Origin of the sequence: Pseudomonas sp. R19M, assembly GCF_050312585.1 — a bacterium.
GTDB classification, from domain to species: domain Bacteria; phylum Pseudomonadota; class Gammaproteobacteria; order Pseudomonadales; family Pseudomonadaceae; genus Aquipseudomonas; species Aquipseudomonas palleroniana.
Map to the genome: position 1 here is coordinate 18,957 of NZ_JBNPJV010000050.1, position 19,888 is coordinate 38,844.

The 19,888-nt window shown below is 58.4% G+C and carries 17 protein-coding genes; 9 read left to right on the forward strand and 8 right to left on the reverse strand.

The window, feature by feature from the left end; all coding sequences use genetic code 11:
* Positions 1-51: 51 nt before the first annotated feature.
* Positions 52-939 carry a lysophospholipid acyltransferase gene (locus ACQRBT_RS09120; protein ID WP_060756553.1) on the reverse strand — a complete coding sequence of 296 codons (888 nt, stop codon included), beginning with the start codon at positions 937-939 and terminating at the stop codon, positions 52-54.
* A gap of 40 nt (positions 940-979) precedes the next feature.
* A complete protein-coding gene (locus ACQRBT_RS09125) occupies positions 980-1,537 on the reverse strand; it encodes a DNA-3-methyladenine glycosylase I (RefSeq protein ID WP_161548522.1) in 558 nt (185 codons plus the stop codon).
* 81 nt (positions 1,538-1,618) lie between these two features.
* On the opposite strand from ACQRBT_RS09125, the gene glyQ reads away from it, so the two are divergent.
* The 4 genes from glyQ to ACQRBT_RS09145 all read left to right on the forward strand — a co-directional run bounded on the left by glyQ (position 1,619) and on the right by ACQRBT_RS09145 (position 6,015).
* On the forward strand, positions 1,619-2,572 hold the full coding sequence (glyQ, locus tag ACQRBT_RS09130) for a glycine--tRNA ligase subunit alpha (protein WP_003187265.1): 954 nt from the start codon (positions 1,619-1,621) through the stop codon (positions 2,570-2,572).
* Positions 2,569-4,623, forward strand: coding sequence for a glycine--tRNA ligase subunit beta (gene glyS, locus ACQRBT_RS09135; RefSeq protein WP_060756555.1), 2,055 nt, complete (start codon positions 2,569-2,571; stop codon positions 4,621-4,623). The genes glyQ and glyS overlap by 4 nt, the downstream gene beginning before the upstream one ends.
* A gap of 2 nt (positions 4,624-4,625) precedes the next feature.
* Positions 4,626-5,162 carry a D-glycero-beta-D-manno-heptose 1,7-bisphosphate 7-phosphatase gene (gene gmhB / locus ACQRBT_RS09140; RefSeq protein WP_161548523.1) on the forward strand — a complete coding sequence of 179 codons (537 nt, stop codon included), beginning with the start codon at positions 4,626-4,628 and terminating at the stop codon, positions 5,160-5,162.
* An 82-nt stretch (positions 5,163-5,244) separates the two neighbouring features.
* The gene (locus ACQRBT_RS09145) at positions 5,245-6,015 is read left to right on the forward strand and encodes a lysophospholipid acyltransferase family protein (RefSeq protein ID WP_060756556.1); all 771 of its coding nucleotides are present in this window, start codon (positions 5,245-5,247) and stop codon (positions 6,013-6,015) included.
* Between the two features lie 180 nt (positions 6,016-6,195).
* Here ACQRBT_RS09145 and ACQRBT_RS09150 read toward each other — a convergent pair whose 3' ends face one another.
* Together ACQRBT_RS09150 and ACQRBT_RS09155 are read right to left on the reverse strand one after the other, a co-directional pair.
* Positions 6,196-8,475 carry a CHASE2 domain-containing protein gene (locus tag ACQRBT_RS09150; RefSeq protein ID WP_412046253.1) on the reverse strand — a complete coding sequence of 760 codons (2,280 nt, stop codon included), beginning with the start codon at positions 8,473-8,475 and terminating at the stop codon, positions 6,196-6,198.
* Between the two features lie 3 nt (positions 8,476-8,478).
* Positions 8,479-9,441 carry a FecR family protein gene (locus ACQRBT_RS09155; RefSeq protein ID WP_412046252.1) on the reverse strand — a complete coding sequence of 321 codons (963 nt, stop codon included), beginning with the start codon at positions 9,439-9,441 and terminating at the stop codon, positions 8,479-8,481.
* A 281-nt stretch (positions 9,442-9,722) separates the two neighbouring features.
* Here ACQRBT_RS09155 and ACQRBT_RS09160 point away from each other — a divergent pair, with 281 nt between their 5' ends.
* A complete protein-coding gene (locus ACQRBT_RS09160; protein ID WP_060756559.1) occupies positions 9,723-10,445 on the forward strand; it encodes a response regulator transcription factor in 723 nt (240 codons plus the stop codon).
* A gap of 102 nt (positions 10,446-10,547) precedes the next feature.
* On the opposite strand, the gene gyrB is transcribed toward ACQRBT_RS09160, so the two are convergent.
* The 4 genes from gyrB to dnaA are packed head-to-tail and all read right to left on the reverse strand — an operon-like array spanning position 10,548 to position 16,747.
* On the reverse strand, positions 10,548-12,965 hold the full coding sequence (gyrB, locus tag ACQRBT_RS09165; RefSeq protein WP_060756560.1) for a DNA topoisomerase (ATP-hydrolyzing) subunit B: 2,418 nt from the start codon (positions 12,963-12,965) through the stop codon (positions 10,548-10,550).
* A 4-nt stretch (positions 12,966-12,969) separates the two neighbouring features.
* Entirely contained in the window at positions 12,970-14,073 is a 1,104-nt protein-coding gene (recF, locus tag ACQRBT_RS09170) for a DNA replication/repair protein RecF (RefSeq protein ID WP_060756561.1), read from the reverse strand.
* Positions 14,074-14,093: 20 nt separating this feature from the next.
* A complete protein-coding gene (gene dnaN, locus ACQRBT_RS09175) occupies positions 14,094-15,197 on the reverse strand; it encodes a DNA polymerase III subunit beta (protein ID WP_060756562.1) in 1,104 nt (367 codons plus the stop codon).
* 38 nt (positions 15,198-15,235) lie between these two features.
* Entirely contained in the window at positions 15,236-16,747 is a 1,512-nt protein-coding gene (gene dnaA / locus ACQRBT_RS09180; protein WP_104995078.1) for a chromosomal replication initiator protein DnaA, read from the reverse strand.
* 586 nt (positions 16,748-17,333) lie between these two features.
* Between dnaA and rpmH the strand changes: the two genes are divergently transcribed.
* The 4 genes from rpmH to yidC are packed head-to-tail and all read left to right on the forward strand — an operon-like array spanning position 17,334 to position 19,812.
* Positions 17,334-17,468 (forward strand): 50S ribosomal protein L34, encoded by a 135-nt coding sequence (gene rpmH / locus ACQRBT_RS09185; protein ID WP_003213577.1) that lies wholly within the window; start codon positions 17,334-17,336, stop codon positions 17,466-17,468.
* 13 nt (positions 17,469-17,481) lie between these two features.
* Positions 17,482-17,889 carry a ribonuclease P protein component gene (rnpA, locus tag ACQRBT_RS09190; protein ID WP_020302575.1) on the forward strand — a complete coding sequence of 136 codons (408 nt, stop codon included), beginning with the start codon at positions 17,482-17,484 and terminating at the stop codon, positions 17,887-17,889.
* Entirely contained in the window at positions 17,882-18,127 is a 246-nt protein-coding gene (gene yidD / locus ACQRBT_RS09195; RefSeq protein ID WP_003213574.1) for a membrane protein insertion efficiency factor YidD, read from the forward strand. Before rnpA ends, yidD begins: the two co-directional genes overlap by 8 nt.
* Positions 18,128-18,129: 2 nt before the next feature.
* Complete coding sequence (gene yidC / locus ACQRBT_RS09200) at positions 18,130-19,812, forward strand: membrane protein insertase YidC (protein WP_060756565.1); 1,683 nt, start codon at positions 18,130-18,132, stop codon at positions 19,810-19,812.
* Positions 19,813-19,888: the final 76 nt, after the last annotated feature.

A 19,888-nucleotide genomic window follows, 5' to 3' on the forward strand; every position in this document is an offset into this window, starting at 1 on the left:
AGCAAGCCCCCTCCCACATTGGGTTTTGCTTGGGTATTGAGCCAGTGGGGCCTAGTACCACCGCGCCTCGCCCGGCGGGCGCTTCTTGAAGCGCTTCATGCTCCACATGTACTGGCTCGGGTACGCGCCGACGTAACGCTCCACCACCTTGCTCATGGCCGCGCAGGACGTGGCAGTGTCGGTGCTGTACATATCTTCCGGCGCCGCTTCCAGGATCACTTTGTAGCCTGAACCATCCGGCAACCGCAGCGCATGCAGGAAGACACCCACAGCCTTGTGGCCTGCGAGCATGTTCGGCACGAACTTGCTGGTCAGCGCCTGAGTGGCGAAAAACGGCACGAAAATCCCTGCCGATTCGGCCGGCTCCGGGTCGGCGGGGATGCCGACCTGACCGCCTTTGCGCACTTCCTTGATCACGCTGAGAATGCCTTCCTTGGTCGACGCCGCCACACGGTTACCCAGTTGCACCCGCTGTTTTTGCAGGAGTTCATCCACCGCCTTGAGCTTCGGCGGGCGGTAGAAAATGATCGGTTTGCATTGGTTGCAATAGAAGTGATTGAGCACTTCCCAGTTGCCCAGGTGGCTGGTGATGCCCACCACGCCTTTGCCCGACGCCAGGGCTTGGTGCAGCACTTCCAGGCCTTCGACTTCGCGCACCAGGTCGATGGAGCGCTGGGCCGGCCAGATCCAGGCACAGGCGCTTTCGGTCAGGGACTTGCCGATATCCATCAGGCTCTGGCCGACCAGCCGCTCGCGAGCGGCCGGGTCCATGTCCGGGAAGCACTTGGAGAGGTTGATCCGCACCGTGTCGCGAGAGCGGTTGGGGGTTTTCCACATGATCCAGCCAATCGCCGTGCCGACGGCTTGAACGGCGCGCCAGGGCAGCAGGGCAAACAACCGGAGAGCGCCTACCAGCAAGGCGCCTTTAAACTTTTCCACAGGTCACTCCTGATCGTGTGTGGTGCGCAAAGCGGGCATTCTAACCGGCGTTGGCCAACTGCGCGTAACGGTCACAGTCCTGGGTGTGGTCCATGACCATGCCGCTGGCCTGCATGAAGGCATAGCAGATGGTCGGCCCGACAAAGGTGAACCCGGCCTTTTTCAGGGCCTTGCTCATGGCTTCGGCCTCGGGGGTAATTGCCGGGACTTCGCTGCGGTCCTTGAAGTGATTGACCTTGGGCACGCCGCCAACGAAGGACCAGAGCCACCCCACCGGGTCTTCCAGGGCCAGCCAGGCAGCGGCATTGCGCCGGGTGGCGTTGAGCTTCAAGCGATTGCGCACGATACCCGGATCGAGCATCAAGGCTTCGATCTCAGCGTCGGTCAGTTTCGCCAGCCGTTGCGCATCGAAACCGAACAACACCTTTCGATAATGCTCGCGTTTGCGTAAAACGGTGATCCAGGACAGGCCCGCCTGGAACCCTTCGAGCAAAAGCAACTCGAACAAACCCTGCGCATCGCGCAGCGGCGTTCCCCACTCCTGATCGTGATATGCCATGTACAGCGGATCTTCAGAACACCAAAAGCAGCGTGGCATAAGGCTCCAGGGGGTGGTAGCAGGGCCGAATCGGGTATACTCCCGCTCTTTAAATCGCAGCCCAAGTAACAGGTGAATTTCGTGAGCCAGCCTACGCCAGCCGTGCGTACCTTCCAAGACTTGATCCTCGCCCTCCAGCAATACTGGGCCGAGCAAGGTTGTGTGGTACTTCAGCCCTACGATATGGAAGTAGGCGCCGGCACTTTCCACACCGCCACATTCCTGCGGGCCATCGGCCCGGAAACCTGGAACGCCGCTTATGTGCAGCCCAGTCGTCGCCCGACTGACGGCCGCTACGGCGAAAACCCCAACCGCCTGCAGCACTACTACCAGTTCCAGGTGGTCTTGAAGCCGAACCCGGACAATTTCCAGGAGCTGTACCTGGGCTCGTTGAAACATGTCGGCCTGGACCCTCTGGTCCACGATATCCGTTTCGTCGAAGACAACTGGGAGTCGCCGACCCTGGGCGCCTGGGGCCTGGGCTGGGAAGTGTGGCTCAACGGCATGGAAGTGACGCAGTTCACCTACTTCCAGCAAGCGGGCGGCATCGAGTGCTACCCGGTGACCGGCGAAATCACCTACGGCCTTGAGCGCCTGGCCATGTACCTGCAAGGCGTGGACTCGGTCTACGATCTGGTGTGGGCGGACGGCCCGTTCGGCAAAGTGACCTACGGCGATGTGTTCCACCAGAACGAGGTGGAGCAGTCCACCTACAACTTCGAACACGCCAACGTCGACAAGCTGTTCGAACTGTTCGACTTCTATGAAAGCGAAGCCAAGCGCCTGATCGAACTCGACCAGCCGCTGCCGTTGCCAAGCTATGAAATGGTGTTGAAGGCTTCCCATACCTTCAACCTGCTCGACGCCCGCCGTGCCATCTCGGTAACCGCGCGTCAGCAATACATCCTGCGTGTCCGCACCCTGGCGCGTTCCGTCGCCCAAGCCTACCTGCTGGCACGCGCCAAGCTGGGCTTCCCGATGGCAACCCCGGATTTGCGTGATGAAGTGTTGGCTAAGCTGGAGGCTGCACAATGAGTGCTCAAGATTTCCTGGTTGAACTGGGCACCGAAGAGCTGCCACCCAAGGCACTCAATACCCTGGCCGACGCCTTCCTGGCCGGTATCGAAAAAGGCCTGCAAACCGCCGGCCTGAAGTTTGAAGCGAAGAAAGTCTACGCCGCGCCACGCCGCCTGGCCGTGTTGCTGACCGCCCTGGAAACCCAGCAGCCGGACCGCAGCATCAACCTTGACGGCCCACCGCGCCAGGCCGCTTTCGACGCCGAAGGCAACCCGACCCAGGCCGCCCTTGGTTTTGCCAAGAAGTGTGGCGTGGAGCTGAGCGATATCGACCAGAGCGGCCCGAAACTGCGCTTCAGCCAAGTCATCACCGGCAAGCCGACCGCAAGCCTGCTGCCGACCATCGTCGAAGACTCGCTGAACGACCTGCCGATCCCCAAGCGCATGCGCTGGGGTGCGCGCAAAGAAGAATTCGTACGCCCGACCCAGTGGCTGGTCATGCTGCTCGGTGACCAGGTCATCGACTGCACCATCCTCGCCCAGAAAGCGGGCCGCGACTCCCGTGGTCACCGCTTCCACCATCCAGAATCCGTGCGCATTACGTCGCCGGCCAACTACCTCAATGACCTGCGTGCCGCCTACGTGCTGGCCGATGCCAACGAGCGTCGCGAGCTGATCAGCAAACGCACCGAAGAGCTGGCTCGCCTGCAGGAAGGCACCGCCATCGTGCCGCCAAGCCTGCTTGATGAAGTGACCGCCCTGGTTGAATGGCCGGTGCCGCTGGTGTGCTCGTTCGAGGAACGTTTCCTCGAGGTGCCGCAAGAAGCACTGATTACCACCATGCAGGACAACCAGAAGTACTTCTGCCTGCTGGACGTGGACGGCAAGTTGCTGCCGCGCTTCATCACCGTGGCCAACATCGAGAGCAAGGACCCGCAGCAGATCATCGCCGGTAACGAAAAAGTCGTTCGCCCGCGCCTGACCGACGCCGAGTTCTTCTTCAAGCAAGACAAGAAGCAGAAGCTCGAAGACTTCAACCTGCGCCTGCAGAACGTGGTGTTCCAGGAAAAACTCGGCAGTGTCTACGACAAGGCCGTACGCGTTTCCAAGCTGGCCGCCTACATTGCGCCACGCATCGGCGGTGATGCTGCACGGGCTGCGCGTGCGGGCCTGCTGTCCAAGTGCGACCTGGCCACCGAGATGGTTGGCGAGTTCCCCGAGATGCAAGGCGTCGCCGGTTACTACTACGCCCTCAACGACGGCGAGCCGGAGGATGTGGCCCTGGCACTGAACGAGCAGTACATGCCACGCGGTGCCGGTGCCGAGCTGCCAAGCACCCTGACCGGTGCAGCTGTGGCCATCGCCGACAAGCTGGACACCCTCGTCGGTATCTTCGGTATCGGCATGTTGCCCACGGGCAGCAAAGACCCGTATGCCCTGCGCCGTGCAGCCCTGGGCGTGCTGCGTATCCTGATCGACAAGAAGCTGGACCTCGACCTGACCCAGGCCGTGGTGTTCGCGGTCGGCCAGTTCGGTGCCAAGGTCAAGCAAGCCGGCCTGGCCGAGCAAGTGCTGGAGTTTGTGTTCGACCGCCTGCGTGCGCGTTACGAAGACGAAGGCGTGGATGTTTCCGTCTACCTGTCGGTACGTGCCCTGCAACCGGGTTCGGCGCTGGACTTCGACCAACGCGTGCAAGCCGTACAGGCGTTCCGCAAGCTGCCGGAGGCCGATGCCCTGGCCGCCGTGAACAAGCGCGTGTCGAACCTGCTGAGCAAGGCCGAAGGCTTGGGCAACGCCGAAGTCGACCCGGGCCTGTTTGCCGATGCCAAGGAGTTCTCGCTGAACTCGGCCATCGCCAAGGCGGAGAACGCGGTGAAGCCGCTGATCGCCGAGCGTAACTACGCCGAAGCGTTGGCGCGCCTGGCGAGCTTGCGTGAGCCGGTGGATGCGTTCTTCGAGGCGGTGATGGTCAATGCCGAAGAGGCCGGCGTGCGGAAAAACCGTTATGCCATGCTGGCGCGCCTGCGCGGCTTGTTCATCGGCATCGCTGATATTTCCACACTGAGCTGACTATGTTGAAACTGCTGATTCTCGATCGGGACGGGGTGATCAACTATGACTCCGACGCTTACATCAAGTCGGTGGAGGAGTGGGTTCCACTGCCCGGCTCGATCGAGGCCATCGCGCAGTTGAGCAAAGCCGGCTGGACGGTGGCCATCGCCACCAACCAGTCCGGCATTGCCCGTGGCTACTACGACATCGCGACCCTGGACGCCATGCATGCGCGCTTGCGCACGTTGGTCGCCGAGCAGGGGGGTGAGGTGGGGCTGGTGGTGTACTGCCCCCACGGGCCGGACGAGGGCTGCGATTGCCGCAAACCCAAGCCTGGCATGTTGAAAACCATTGCAGAACATTACAAGGTGCCCTTGGCTGGGCTATGGTTCGTCGGGGACAGCCTCGGTGACCTGGAGGCGGCCAAAGCCGTCGACTCTCAGCCAGTTTTGGTTAAGACCGGGAAAGGCGAAAAGACCCAGGCGAAAAACCTGCCGGTAGGCACTTTGATTTTTGACGATCTGGCGGCGGTTGCCGCAGAACTTATCAACAACTAGCCGCCCTCGACTTCCTGGCCAAGGACTGTTCGGGAGTGCGCTTTTAACAGGCGGGCCGTGTCCCGCAACGGTAAATGCCGCCATGTCGATCTTGCAGGCCATCAGAACCTTTTTCTTTTACCTGCTGCTGGGCACCAGTTCGTTTCTCTGGTGCACCCTGAGCTTTTTTATTGCGCCTTTTTTGCCGTTCAAGGCGCGTTATCGCTTTATCAACGTCTATTGGTGCCGCTGCGCGTTGTGGCTGACTCGGGTATTCCTCAACATCCGTTTCGAGGTCAAGGGCGCTGAAAACGTCCCGGACCAGCCCTGCGTGATTCTGTCGAACCACCAGAGCACGTGGGAGACGTTCTTCCTGTCGGCCTACTTCTCGCCATTGAGCCAGGTACTCAAGCGTGAGTTGCTGTACGTGCCGTTCTTCGGCTGGGCCATGGCCATGCTGCGGCCCATCGCCATTGACCGTGACAACCCCAAGGCGGCGCTCAAGCACGTGGCCAAAAAAGGCGACGAATTGCTCAAGGACGGCGTCTGGGTGTTGATCTTCCCTGAAGGTACTCGGGTGCCCTACGGCACCGTAGGCAAGTTCTCACGCGGTGGTACCGCACTGGCGGTCAACGCGAACCTGCCGGTTTTGCCAATCGCCCACAACGCGGGCAAGTTCTGGCCAAAGACGGGTTGGGCAAAACGCGAGGGCACCATCACCGTGGTGATTGGTGAGCCGATGTACGCCGAAGGTGAAGGACCGCGTGCCATTGCTGCGCTGAATGATCGCGCTGCCGCGTGGAACGAGGCACAACAGCGAGCCATGGGTTCGTTGCCTCCGGAGCCGGTTGTGGTCGAGACTCCGGCGGTATGAGCTTCTGTGGATAACCTGTGTACGGTTTGTTGGCGAATTGATGATTTTCAAACTTAACAAACTGATTTTATTACATATTTCTTGATCTTATAAAATCTCGAAAAACGTGCATAAGTTTTCTCAGTCAAAAAAACCGGTCCTTGTGACCGGTTTTTTATGCACAACGAAAAAGTACGTTTTTTATTCGTCCAAGAGGGGCAGGGAAAGGATGAAGGTAGAGCCTTTTTCCAACTCGCTTTCACACCGGATACGACCACCATGACGCTCGACCACGGCTTTGACCATGGTCAGGCCCAACCCCAACCCTTCGCTGCCCTGGGCCGAATCAAAGCGCCGGTACTGGTTGAACAGCTCGGGCAAGTCGTCAGGCGCAATACCCGGCCCCTGATCGCTGATGCGGCACTCCAGAACACCTTGCCCGCTGCTATGGCTCAAGCTGACGGTGGTGCCGGACGGCGAGTACTTGATGGCGTTCTCCAGCACATTAAACAGCGCTCGAGTGAGCAATGATTGATCTGCCGACACCATGGCTTCATCGGCTTCATCCAGGTCGTGGACGAGGTGGATGCCCTTGAGTTGGGCGAGCAACGCCACCTGGTCAAAGGCGTCCATCACCAGCATGGCGAACAGCGTGGGCTGGAACTGATAGCCGTCAGCTTCGGCCTTGGCCAATTGCACAAAGGATTCCGTGAGGCTCAAGGCCCGCTTCACTTGTTGTTCGATTTGAGCAAACACCGGTGACTCGCTGTTGTGCACATCCAGCAGGGCCAATATTGCCGAATGTGGCGCACGCAGGTCGTGGGACAAAAAGCGCAACATCGTCTCGCGGTGTTGCTGGGCCTCGCGCTCCTTGCTCAGGTCGGTCAGGCTCAGCAGCCAGCCGAGGGCGATGTCGCCTTCAGCCGGCAGCAAGGGTGCGAGCTCCATGCGCAAGCTGCGTTGGTGGATGTCACGGAATTCAACAAGCTCCAACGCCGAGAGGGCAGGGCGAACGCCGTTGTGCAGCGGTGGATAACCCAAATCAGCGAGCTGTTCGATCAGATTGGCGCTGACCAGATCGCTACCGAACACCTCACGGGCGATGCGATTGGCCAGCAGTATGGTGCCTTGGGGATCGGTAATCAGCGTTGCCACCGGCAGGCACTCCAGACCATCGGCCATGAAACGGCGCGTATCACGTGTGCGGCTGACCGCCTGCTCCAAGGCAAAGATCCGTGCCTGTAACATATCCCCTTTGCTTGCGGGGGCGCGACGACGTTCGGGGAGAACCTTGGGTTCGTGATCCAGGCGCGCCAGTTCCCAGCCGAAATAAGCGAGGATCACGCTCAGACGACGCCAGTTCCAGATCAGGTAGCTGAGCAGCAAACCGATCAGACACGCCGCCGGCGGCCACCAGTGCCCCATGCGCAGCAGCAGCCATGCCCCCAGCAGAGCGCCACCCATGCACCCCAGCGTCATCCACAAGGCGTACCTGGGCCGATACAGCAGCAGGCCCAGTAACACGGCCACCAGCGACGTCGCGATCAACGCGGCGAGCCAACCAGGCAGCTCGACAATGCTGCGCTCTTGCAGCAAGCCGTTGAGAACGTTGGCCTGGATCTCCACACCCGCCGTGGTGCCCGCAATCGACGACAGCGGGGTGACAAAACGATCGCCCATTCCAGAGGCAGTGGCCCCCACCAGGATCAGGCGATTGCGCAGCCGCTCAGGGGCGACTTCACCGCGTAACAGGCTGGCGTAGGAGACACTCGGAAAATGGGTATGGGCCGCGATGAACGGGATGCGTATAGCGTAGTCCCGATGCCACTGCGCGCTGGTTTGCGCCATCGGCTCGCCAGGCATCTCAGACGGTTGGCCGCTTAATGTGTAGGCCAGCCACGCCAATTGCGGTGTGGTAGCACCGGGCGGGCCTTCGCGCAGGTAGAGGCTACGAACCACGCCATCGCTATCCGCTTCAACGTTGATATGCCCAAGCCCCTTGGCGCATTTGAGCAGGGGCAAGAGTTGCGGGTCCGGCTCGCTATAGGTGGCGGCGCCTTCACGCAATAACGGCAATACCACGTTACCTGCGTTGCAAATCGCATCCGCCAGGCGTCGATCATTGGCGGGTACACCTGGCTCGCTGAAGATCACATCGAACAGGATCGCCGCCGGTTGTGCGTCACTCAGGCGGTCGATCAGGTCGGCGTGCAGGCTGCGCGGCCAGGGCCATCGGCCCAGCGCTTTGACGCTCTGATCATCAATCGTCACCAACAAGATGCGCGGGTCCACCGGCAGAGGGGCCAGGCGGCGAAGGCTGTCGTACAGCGGGTTGTTCAGTGCCAGCCCCGGGCTGAGGGACAGGTAGGCGGTGATCGGCAATAGCAGCAGACCTATCCACAACCATTCCCGAACCAGGCCGTGGAATAAACGTTGGGCATGGGTAGGCTGGCGTTTCTCGGCCTTGCGCCAGAGCATCATCGGTCAGCCACCGGATGCCTGCGCCTGCGTGGCGGGTGGGTAGTAGAAGATGTCATAAACCCCGGTTTCTCCCTCCAGGCCGTGCTCATCGTAGGCCGACAAACGCACGTGATAGAACGACGCTTTGAGCCCAGTGAAGCTCATTTTCGGCTCGCTGGAAAAGTTTTGCTGCTTGATGTTCAGGAAGGCGCTATCCGTGGCAACTTGCGCACGATAACGCTGCGCCCCCGGTAATGGTCGCAGGTACAAATGCCACACCGGCGCGTCGCCTTTCTGGCCGTCCTGGCCAACCAACACCGGCGCCGGCAGAAGCTCCACCGGCTTGAGTTCACCCTGTCTGGTGAACAACAGTCCCTGACGCGCATCCACCTTCACTTCGCCGTCGACAGGACCGGTGACCCGCTTTGTTTTCACATCACGGTTGACCGCGACCTGACCGTTGAGCACCTCCAATACCGATTGCTCACCTTCATCGCGTACTCGAAAGTGCGTACCGCGTACCCCCAGCACTCCCACGGGAGTCACGATCTGGAACCGATCAGAGGCGCTGTCCCGCTTGATCACATAGGCTTCAGCCTGGCCTTGTTCAAGAACGACCTGGGGAATCGACAGCGGTTGCACCGAGCGCAAATGCACCTGCGAATGGGAAGGCAGCACCACTCTCGAACCGTCGCCGAACAACAGGCTGGTGAACGCCGATTCCGAGGTTCTCACGCCTTCTTGCTCATCGATGGTCATGCCTTCTTGCAGAGGGTGCGCCTTGCCCTGGCTGTCCAGCTTCCAGGCGTCCCCTGTCAAATGCAGGACAACCGCCGGCAGCGGCTGGGCACGACAGACAAAATGATCATCGATGTAGGCGGCGCGGGGCGCCGCGCAAACAGGCAGGGCAACCAAGGCCATGAGTAGGAACGAGGAGAGTGTCCCGTACCCGCTGCGGGGAGAAAAGCTCAGGGTGCTTATCGACATGGGGCTTCCATAGTGCGTCTCACAAAAACGCGCAGGTTTTACGCTCGTTACGCATGCGTCGGCTGATCCTTTTCCTCAGGAGCAGGAGCCGGTATCTTTCCCACATTGGTACTGAAAGTTTTCAATAAGTTAACGGCTCTTTGCTATCAGCGTACCGATTGATCCACGGGGTGTTGCGTCTGGCCACAATTATTCAGATTCAACACCAGGTATTTGCTCTGTACGAAATCGCTGTCGAACAGGCCATCGACGGCCGCTATTTTAGTTGAAAGGACCCACCCATGCGTGTCGCAATACTGGATGACGAGCCTGCCGAACTACGCCGGGTTGAACAGACACTGCGACAGATCCCCAGCACTGCGGAACAGCCGTGGTCCCTGCATTTCTTTGAGCGCGGTGAGGACCTGTTGCGCCAGTTACGCCGGGAAACCTTCGATCTGCTGATACTCGATTGGCAACTGCCTGATATCAGCGGCATCGCCCTGTTGCGCTGGACCCGAGAACACATGGAGGTCCCCCCTGCGGTCATCATGCTGACCAGCCGGGACGCAGAGAGCGACATCGTCACGGCACTCAACAGCGGGGCCGATGACTACGTCAGCAAACCCTTCCGCCCCAATGAACTCAAAGCACGGGTCAGTGCGGTGCTACGCCGTCATGGCCTGCAAAAGCCCGCCACCAGCGAGCTGCAAAGTTTCAATGACCTGACCTTTGACGATGCCGAGTTGACCGTTACCCGTGCGGGTAAACCGATCAATCTGACCGAGAGGGAGTATCGACTGGCCAGTTGTTTGTTCGCCAACCTGGCGCGGCCGCTGTCTCGCGAGTACCTGTATGAACGGTTCTGGACCCATGAGGAAATGGTGTCCTCACGCCCGCTGGATACGCATATCTATCGACTGCGTAACAAGCTGGGGCTGACGGCGGATCGAGGCTGGCAGTTGCTGACCATCTATGGGTATGGGTATCGGTTGGAGAGTGTGGCGACGACCACGTCGGACTAAGACCGGCTATGTTCCACGTGGAGCATTTTAAAAATACATCCCCGCAGCAATAAAAAAGGCCAACGCATAGCGTTGGCCTTTTGCTTTAGCGCGTAGGCTTGATCAGAAGTCCAAGTTGGACACCGCCAAGGCATTGCTCTCGATGAAGTCACGGCGAGGCTCGACCGCATCACCCATGAGGGTGTTGAAGATCTGGTCTGCGCCAATGGCGTCTTCAATGGTCACGCGCAGCATGCGACGCTGGCTTGGGTCCATGGTGGTTTCCCACAGCTGATCCGGGTTCATCTCGCCCAGACCTTTGTATCGCTGGATGGTATGACGCTTGGTGCTTTCAGCCATCAGCCAGTCGAGGGCTTCCTTGAATTCCTTGACGGGCTTCTTGCGTTCGCCACGCTGGATGTAAGCGCCTTCGTCCAACAGAGTGCTCAGTTGAGCGCCCAGGGTAACCACGGTCTTGTAGTCATTGCTGCCGAAGAAGTCGCGGTTGAAGGTGACGTAGTTGGACAGGCCGTGGGAGATCAGTTCGACCTCGGGCAACCACACGCCACGTTCACGATCTTCACGCAGGCTGGCTTTGTAGACCAGGCCGGATTTCTCGACGGTACGCAAGCGCACTTCGTATTGAGCCAACCATTCCTGCATGGCCGCGTGATCACCCAACTGCTCCAGGCTGACCGCCGGCAGGTAGATGAAGTGCTCGGTCAGTTCCTGAGGGTACAGGCGCGACAGACGCTTGAGGGTCTTCATCACCATGCGGAAGTCGTTAACCAGACGCTCCAGTGCCTCACCGGAGATACCCGGCGCCTCGTCGTTCAAGTGCAGGCTGGCATCTTCCAGGGCCGACTGCGTCATGTACTCTTCCATGGCGTCGTCGTCTTTGATGTATTGCTCTTGCTTGCCCTTTTTCACTTTGTACAACGGCGGCTGGGCGATGTAGATGTAGCCGCGCTCGATCAGCTCCGGCAACTGACGGAAGAAGAAGGTCAGCAGCAGGGTACGGATGTGCGAACCGTCGACGTCAGCATCGGTCATGATGATGATGTTGTGGTAGCGCAGCTTATCGATGTTGTACTCGTCACGACCGATGCCGCAGCCCAGTGCCGTGATCAAGGTGCCGACTTCCTGGGAAGAAATCATCTTGTCGAAACGCGCTTTCTCGACGTTGAGGATCTTGCCCTTCAACGGCAGGATGGCCTGGGTACGACGGTTACGACCCTGCTTGGCGGAGCCGCCAGCAGAGTCACCTTCCACCAGGTACAGTTCGGAGAGGGCAGGGTCCTTCTCCTGGCAGTCCGCGAGTTTGCCTGGCAAGCCGGCAATATCCAGCGCGCCTTTGCGGCGGGTCATCTCACGGGCTTTACGTGCTGCTTCACGGGCACGTGCGGCGTCGATCATCTTGCCGACTACCAGCTTGGCTTCGTTCGGGTTTTCCAACAGGAAGTCGGAGAAGTACTTGCCCATCTCCTGTTCCACTGCGGTCTTCACTTCGGAAGACACCAGCTTGTCTTTGGTCTGGGAGCTGAACTTGGGGTCCGGTACTTTTACCGAGATGATCGCGGTCAAGCCTTCACGCGCATCGTCACCGGTGGTGGCGACTTTGTGCTTCTTCGCCAGGCCCTCGGCCTCGATGTAGGTGTTCAGGTTACGCGTCAGTGCGGAACGGAAACCCACCAGGTGAGTACCGCCATCGCGCTGTGGAATGTTGTTGGTGAAGCACAACAGGTTCTCGTTGAAGCTGTCGTTCCACTGCAGGGCGATTTCCACGCCGATGCCGTCTTCACGCTGGATGTTGAAGTGGAACACCTGGTTGACCGCAGTCTTGTTGGTGTTCAGGTATTCAACGAACGCACGCAGGCCACCTTCGTACTTGAACAGTTCTTCCTTGCCGCTGCGCTCGTCCTTGAGGACGATACCCACACCGGAGTTAAGGAAGGACAGCTCACGAATACGCTTGGCGAGGATATCCCAGCTGAAGTGGATATTCTTGAACGTCTCGCTGGAAGCCTTGAAGTGAATCTGGGTACCGGTGGTTTCACTGTCACCCACGATCGCCATGGGTGCCTGAGGCACGCCATGCACGTAGGTTTGCTCCCAGATTTTGCCGCTGCGGCGAACGGTCAACACCAGCTCTTCCGAGAGGGCGTTTACTACCGAAACACCTACGCCGTGCAAGCCGCCAGACACTTTATAGGAGTTATCGTCGAACTTACCGCCAGCGTGGAGCACGGTCATGATGACCTCGGCCGCCGAAACGCCTTCTTCTTTATGCACATCAACCGGAATGCCGCGACCATTGTCGCGCACAGTGATGGATTCATCCGGGTGGATGATGATGCTGATGTCGTCGCAGTGACCGGCCAGCGCTTCGTCGATGGAGTTGTCGACCACCTCGAACACCATGTGGTGCAGACCGCTACCATCATCGGTGTCGCCGATGTACATACCGGGACGTTTGCGTACGGCATCCAAACCTTTCAGCACTTTGATGCTGGTCGAGTCGTACGTGTTTTCTTCGCTCATGCCTTCACTCCCGATGGTCGTGGGTCTGGGTGATACGGCCCTGTTCCACGTGGAACAAAGCGACTGGCGTTTCCGTCTGCCAGCCTTCCCTCAATAATTCGTGGTCTACACAGGTGATGAACACCTGGCAGCGTAAGTCTTCCAACAAGCGGCATAGCGAACGGCGGTGCTGCTCATCGAGTTCAGACGGCAGGTCATCCACCAGATAAATACACTGACCGCGCCGGGCCTGGCTAACCAAGTGACCCTGGGCGATACGTAAAGCACACACCACCAACTTCTGCTGGCCGCGCGACAAGATATCCGCAGCGTTATGTGCGCCCAATCTGAGGCGCAAATCAGCACGTTGCGGGCCAGCCTGTGTATGGCCAATTTGCTGATCCCGTTGCAGGGATGTGGCGAGCACTGCACTCAGTTCACGCTCTTTATCCCATCCGCGGTAGTAGCTCAGCGTCAGCCCCTCGAGATCCAACAGTTCTCTTAAGGTCTGCTCAAAGACTGGTTTCAAGGCTTTTATATAAGCACGGCGGTATTCATCTATTTCGTCGCTGGCCAGGCACAGTTCCCGGTCCCAGGCCGCTTGTGAAGCGGCGTCAAGTGTACCATGCCGCAGCCACGAGTTCCGCTGCCGCAGGGCCTTCTGCAGGCGCTGCCAAGTGGCCATGAATCGTGGTTCCACGTGGAACACCCCCCAGTCGAGGAATTGCCTGCGAATTTTGGGTGCGCCTTCCAGCAAGCGAAAGCTATCAGGGTTGATCAACTGTAACGGCAGAATTTCTGCAAGTTGCGCCGCACTCCGCGCGTTTTGCCCATCAATGCGAATTTGAAACTCCCCACTGCGATCCCGAGATATCCCCAGGCTGCTATGTCCACCTTCAGCCAGCTCAACCTGGCCAAATACCGTGCACGCCAATTGTTCGTACTGGATGACGGGTAACAGCCGAGCACTGCGAAACGAACGGGCGAGCCCCAGCAAATGAATGGCTTCCAGCACGCTGGTTTTGCCACTGCCATTGGCGCCGTGGAGGATGTTGATGCGGGGGGAGGGGGAGAAGGTCACCGGGTGCAGATTGCGCACCGCGGTGACCGAGACGCGACTGAGGGACATCTAGCTTCTGCTGAGCATAATTACAGGCGCATCGGCATGACAACGTAAGCCGAGTCGTCGTTATCGGATTCTTGCACCAGGGCGCTGCTGTTGGAGTCCGACAGAATCAGGCGAACCTGTTCGGTAGTCATTACACCCAATACGTCCAGCAGGTAGCTCACGTTGAAGCCGATTTCCAGCGAGCCGCCGTTGTAGTCGACGCCCACTTCTTCTTCCGCTTCTTCCTGCTCCGGGTTGTTGGCCTGGATCTTCAGCTGACCGTTAGCCAGTTGCAGACGGATACCACGGTACTTTTCGTTGGACAGGATCGCAGTACGGCTGAAGGCTTCACGCAACGCCTGACGGTCGCCGAGTACCAGCTTGTCACCACCCTTAGGCAGTACGCGCTCGTAATCCGGGAATTTGCCGTCAACCAGCTTGGAAGTGAAGGTGAACTCGCCGGTGGTTGCACGGATGTGGTGCTGACCCAGGACAATGCTGACGTTGCCATCGGGCTCAGTCAGCAGGCGCGCCAGTTCAAGGATACCTTTACGCGGGACGATCACCTGGTGACGATCCGGCTGGCCGATGTCGGCCTTCATCGAGCACATTGCCAAGCGGTGCCCGTCCGTGGCGACAGCACGGATGATGCCTTCCGACACTTCCAACAACATGCCGTTGAGGTAGTAACGCACGTCCTGCTGCGCCATGGCGAAGCTGGTACGCTCGATCAACCGACGCAGCTTGCTCTGTTCCAGGCTGCACGTCAGCGAGCCGGGGCCCTCTTCTACAGTCGGGAAATCATTGGCCGGCAAGGTAGACAGGGTAAAGCGGCTGCGGCCGGCCTTGACGACCAACTTGCCCTCATCCACCTTGATGTCGATCAGGGCGTCGTTCGGCAGGCTCTTGCAGATGTCCATCAGCTTGCGCGCCGGCACCGTGATCTCGCCAGGTTCGGCGGGCTCTTCCAACTGCACACGACCGACCAGCTCGACTTCAAGGTCGGTACCGGTCAGGGACAATTGCTGGCCTTCGACTACCAGCAATACGTTGGAAAGCACCGGCAAGGTCTGTCGGCGCTCGACGACGCCCGCGACCAGTTGCAGGGGTTTCAACAGGGCTTCGCGTTGAATGGTGAAATGCATGGTCTAGTCCCTTGCCTTAATAAGCTGCGCTGGTGTCATCACGTTGTCAGTGTACGCAGCAGGTTCTTGTAGTCCTCGCGAATATCCGCGTCGGATTCCTTAAGTTCGTTGATTTTGCGGCACGCGTGCAAGACCGTGGTGTGGTCACGGCCGCCAAATACATCACCGATTTCCGGCAGGCTATGGTTGGTCAGCTCCTTGGAGAGGGCCATGGCAACCTGACGGGGACGAGCCACCGAGCGCGAGCGGCGCTTGGACAGCAGGTCGGAAATCTTGATTTTGTAGTACTCGGCAACAGTGCGCTGGATGTTATCCACACTCACCAGCTTGTCTTGCAGTGCCAGCAAGTCTTTGAGGGATTCGCGAATCAGCTCGATGGTGATATCGCGCCCCATGAAATGCGAGTGTGCGATAACCCGCTTGAGCGCACCTTCCAGCTCACGCACGTTGGAGCGGATGCGCTGGGCAATGAAGAACGCAGCATCGTGCGGCAGTTCGACCTTGGCCTGGTCGGCCTTTTTCATCAGGATCGCTACCCGGGTTTCCAGCTCCGGCGGCTCGACCGCAACGGTCAGGCCCCAGCCGAAGCGGGACTTCAGGCGTTCTTCGAGGCCCTCGATTTCCTTCGGATAACGGTCACTGGTCAAGATGACCTGCTGGCCGCCTTCGAGCAGGGCATTGAAGGTATGGAAAAACTCTTCCTGAGAACGTTCTTTGCGCGCGAAGAATTGAATGTCATCGATCAGCAAGGCATCCACCGAACGGTAGAAACGCTTGAACTCGTTGATTGCATTGAGCTGCAGGGCCTTGACCATGTCAGCCACGAAACGCTCCGAATGCAGGTACACGACCTTGGCGTTCGGGTTCTTCTTTAATAGGTGATTACCCACAGCGTGCATCAAGTGAGTCTTACCCAAGCCAACGCCACCATAAAGGAAGAGTGGGTTGTAACCATGCTTGGGGTTATCGGCGACCTGCCAGGCCGCTGCACGAGCCAGTTGGTTGGATTTACCTTCGACGAAATTCTCAAAGGTAAAGGTACGGTTCAGGTAACTGGTGTGCTTGAGCGCACCTTCGACCTGCACGGTGCGCTGTTCGGCGCGGACCGGGGCCTGCTGCGAACTCGCACCAGCCATTGGGTCGAAGCTGTCGCGAGACGGCTCTTCATTCTCCGAAACGTCTTTTTGCGCGGTCGATTTGGCCGGCGCCGGCGTCGGGCTTGGCGTAGCAACAACCGGTGCAACCTGGGCCTGCGACGCGGCAGCGGCCAACGGTGCGTTCGGCGCTGCGCGCGGTGCCGAGCTGCGTTTGCTGCCTATTAATAAGGAAAGCGCAGGTGCAAGGCCGTTGCCATGTTCGTCGAGCAATTCGAGAACGCGGCTCAGGTACTTCTCATTGACCCAGTCGAGAACAAAACGATTCGGCGCGTAGACACGCAACTCGTCGCCTTCGGCTTCGACCTGTAGCGGACGGATCCAGGTGTTGAATTGCTGGGCAGGCAGCTCATCGCGCAATAGCTCCACGCACTGCTGCCAAAGTTCCACTGACACGGATATCCCCTAAGTTGAAAGCCGGTGAGGCAAAAACAGCCGCCATTGTAGCGGTCGGCCGCTCACTTATCCACATGTAGGTTGCCCACAGGGCACCCAAAATCAATGCGTTAACCGCAAAAAAGGCGACCAATGGTCTGTGCATAAGCTCTGTGGATAAACCTGCCTGAGCTCGTTGCAAAAGTGGGGGTGAAAGTCTGTGGGTAACTGGCCTGTGGATAACTAGCTGTTCCACCCACAGCTTATCCGATAGCGCAGCACAGGCAGAGCACCGTTTCTCCCCCGTGTTGTCATTCTCTGTACAGCACGTGAAATATGGCCTCAAGGCAGTTATCCACAGACGAAACGCTGCCTAGCTTTTATAAGCTTTACAGAAAAGCTTTAAATAACTTCCTTCTCTATTTTTATATCTATGAGACTCGAGATGAAAGCGAGAAGGCAGAAAAGGGGGCGTTGCCTTTATAGAGATCTAATTAAAGGAAAAGCTGGTTGGAAATTGACCTAGAGGCTTGCTTTCTCTAGAATCGCCGGTCTCTTAAAACGGGGGCCATTCCGGCCCGTTGTGGACGAACCAGGTAACAACGCCATGAAACGTACTTTCCAACCCAGCACCATCAAACGCGCCCGTACCCACGGCTTCCGTGCCCGCATGGCCACCAAGAACGGTCGTGCCGTCCTGTCGCGTCGTCGCGCCAAAGGTCGCGCGCGTCTGGCAGTTTGATAATCCGGCACTGGTGGTGAGTCAGGACTTCAGTCGGGAAAAGCGTCTGCTAACTCCCCGGCATTTCAAGGCAGTCTTTGACTCCCCCACCGGCAAGGTTCCGGGGAAAAATCTCCTGCTCCTTGCGCGTAACAACGATCTGGATCACCCCCGTCTCGGGTTGGTGATCGGCAAGAAGAGCGTAAAGCTCTCCGTTGAGCGCAATCGCCTCAAGCGTCTGATGCGCGAATCGTTTCGCCTCCACCAGGACACTCTGGTTGGTTGGGATATTGTTATCGTCGCGCGTAAAGGCTTGGGGGACGTAGAAAACCCCGAATTGATTCAGCATTTCGGCAAGCTCTGGAAACGTTTGGCGCGTACCCACAAGCCAGCACCAGCAGTCAGCACCGAAACTGTAGGGGTAGACAGCCTTGATGCGTAAACTGGCCCTCGTTCCGATCCAGTTTTATCGCTATGCCATTAGTCCTCTGATGGCCAACCACTGTCGTTTCTACCCCAGTTGTTCCTGCTACGCGTTAGAGGCCATAGAAAATCATGGTCTTCTGCGCGGTGGCTGGCTGACCTTTCGTCGTTTAGGTCGCTGTCATCCGTGGAATCCCGGTGGTTATGACCCGGTTCCGCCTATCCCTACCTCCCGTTCTTCTTCGATGGCCGAGTAATCATGGATATTAAACGCACGATCCTGATCGTCGCCCTGGCAATCGTGTCCTACGTTATGGTTCTTAAGTGGAACCAGGACTATGGTCAAGCTGCCCTGCCGACTCAGAATGTTGCTACCAATCAGGCTGCGCCGGCTATTCCGGACACCCCGCTGGGTAACAATGCTTCCGCCAGTGCCGATGTACCCAGCGCGAATGCCGATACCAGCACCCCTGTAGAAACGCCGGTGGTCACCAATAAAGACCTCATCCACGTAAAAACGGATGTGCTCGACCTGGCTATCGATCCACAAGGCGGTGACATCGCGCAGTTGAAACTGCCGCTGTATCCACGTCGTCAAGACCACCCGGATGTTCCGTTCCAACTGTTCGATAACGGTGGCGAGCGTATTTATCTGGCACAAAGTGGCCTGACTGGCCCCAACGGCCCGGATGCACGTGCTACCGGTCGTCCGGTTTATTCGACCGAACAAAAGAATTATCAACTGGCTGATGGCCAGAACCAGTTGAACGTCGACCTGAAGTTCAGCCTCGACGGCGTCAATTACATCAAGCGTTTCAGCTTCACCCGCGGTTTGTACGACTTGAAGGTCACTTACCTGATCGACAACGAAAGCGACAAACCCTGGAACGGCAACCTGTTTGCCCAGCTCAAGCGTGACAACAGCGCCGATCCTTCTTCCAGCACCGCCACCGGCACCGCGACTTACCTGGGCGCCGCCCTGTGGACAAGTAGCGAGCCGTACAAAAAAGTGTCGATGAAAGATATCGACAAGGGCGCTCTGAAAGAAACCGTCCAAGGCGGTTGGGTTGCGTGGTTGCAACACTACTTCGTGACCGCATGGATCCCGAACAAGGGTGAAGCCAACCTGGTTCAAACCCGCAAAGACAGCCAAGGCAACTACATCATCGGTTTCACTGGCCCGTCGTTGACCGTCGCGCCAGGTGCCAAGGCTGAAACCAGCGCTACTCTGTATGCCGGCCCAAAAAGCCAGGCAGTGTTGAAAGAGTTGTCCCCAGGTCTGGAACTGACTGTGGATTACGGCTTCCTGTGGTTCATTGCCCAGCCGATCTTCTGGCTGCTGCAACATATCCACAGCATCGTCGGTAACTGGGGCTGGTCGATCATCTTCCTGACCATGCTGATCAAAGGGCTTTTCTTCCCTCTGTCGGCCGCCAGCTACAAGTCGATGGCGCGCATGCGTGCCGTGGCGCCGAAACTGGCCGCGTTGAAAGAACAGCATGGTGATGACCGGCAGAAAATGTCGCAGGCCATGATGGAGCTGTACAAGAAAGAGAAGATCAACCCGTTGGGTGGATGCTTGCCGATTCTGGTACAGATGCCGGTGTTCCTGTCGCTGTACTGGGTACTCCTGGAAAGCGTGGAAATGCGCCAGGCTCCGTTCATGCTGTGGATAACTGACCTGTCGATCAAAGACCCGTTCTTTATCCTGCCGATCATCATGGGCGCGACCATGTTCATCCAGCAGCGTCTGAACCCGGCTCCACCGGACCCGATGCAGGCCAAGGTAATGAAAATGATGCCAATCATCTTCACCTTCTTCTTCCTGTGGTTCCCAGCTGGCCTGGTCCTGTACTGGGTAGTCAACAACGTGTTGTCGATCTCCCAACAGTGGTACATCACTCGTAAGATCGAAGCGGCTACCAAAAAAGCCGCGGCGTAACTTACTCTGTGGATAACCACTCAAGACGCCCCCTAGTGGGGCGTTTTGCTTTCCGTCACTTTTGTTCTGGAACCTG

What these genes read in the sequence shown, in the direction of transcription:
- ACQRBT_RS09125 (WP_161548522.1), bottom strand. Translation starts at nt 1,537, where the DNA reads ATGCCACGCTGCTTTTGGTGTTCTGAAGATCCGCTGTACATGGCATAT.
- glyS (WP_060756555.1), top strand. Translation starts at nt 2,569, where the DNA reads ATGAGTGCTCAAGATTTCCTGGTTGAACTGGGCACCGAAGAGCTGCCA.
- gmhB (WP_161548523.1), top strand. Translation starts at nt 4,626, where the DNA reads ATGTTGAAACTGCTGATTCTCGATCGGGACGGGGTGATCAACTATGAC.
- ACQRBT_RS09145 (WP_060756556.1), top strand. Translation starts at nt 5,245, where the DNA reads ATGTCGATCTTGCAGGCCATCAGAACCTTTTTCTTTTACCTGCTGCTG.
- ACQRBT_RS09150 (WP_412046253.1), bottom strand. Translation starts at nt 8,475, where the DNA reads ATGATGCTCTGGCGCAAGGCCGAGAAACGCCAGCCTACCCATGCCCAA.
- ACQRBT_RS09155 (WP_412046252.1), bottom strand. Translation starts at nt 9,441, where the DNA reads ATGTCGATAAGCACCCTGAGCTTTTCTCCCCGCAGCGGGTACGGGACA.
- ACQRBT_RS09160 (WP_060756559.1), top strand. Translation starts at nt 9,723, where the DNA reads ATGCGTGTCGCAATACTGGATGACGAGCCTGCCGAACTACGCCGGGTT.
- gyrB (WP_060756560.1), bottom strand. Translation starts at nt 12,965, where the DNA reads ATGAGCGAAGAAAACACGTACGACTCGACCAGCATCAAAGTGCTGAAA.
- recF (WP_060756561.1), bottom strand. Translation starts at nt 14,073, where the DNA reads ATGTCCCTCAGTCGCGTCTCGGTCACCGCGGTGCGCAATCTGCACCCG.
- dnaN (WP_060756562.1), bottom strand. Translation starts at nt 15,197, where the DNA reads ATGCATTTCACCATTCAACGCGAAGCCCTGTTGAAACCCCTGCAACTG.
- rpmH (WP_003213577.1), top strand. Translation starts at nt 17,334, where the DNA reads ATGAAACGTACTTTCCAACCCAGCACCATCAAACGCGCCCGTACCCAC.
- yidD (WP_003213574.1), top strand. Translation starts at nt 17,882, where the DNA reads ATGCGTAAACTGGCCCTCGTTCCGATCCAGTTTTATCGCTATGCCATT.
- yidC (WP_060756565.1), top strand. Translation starts at nt 18,130, where the DNA reads ATGGATATTAAACGCACGATCCTGATCGTCGCCCTGGCAATCGTGTCC.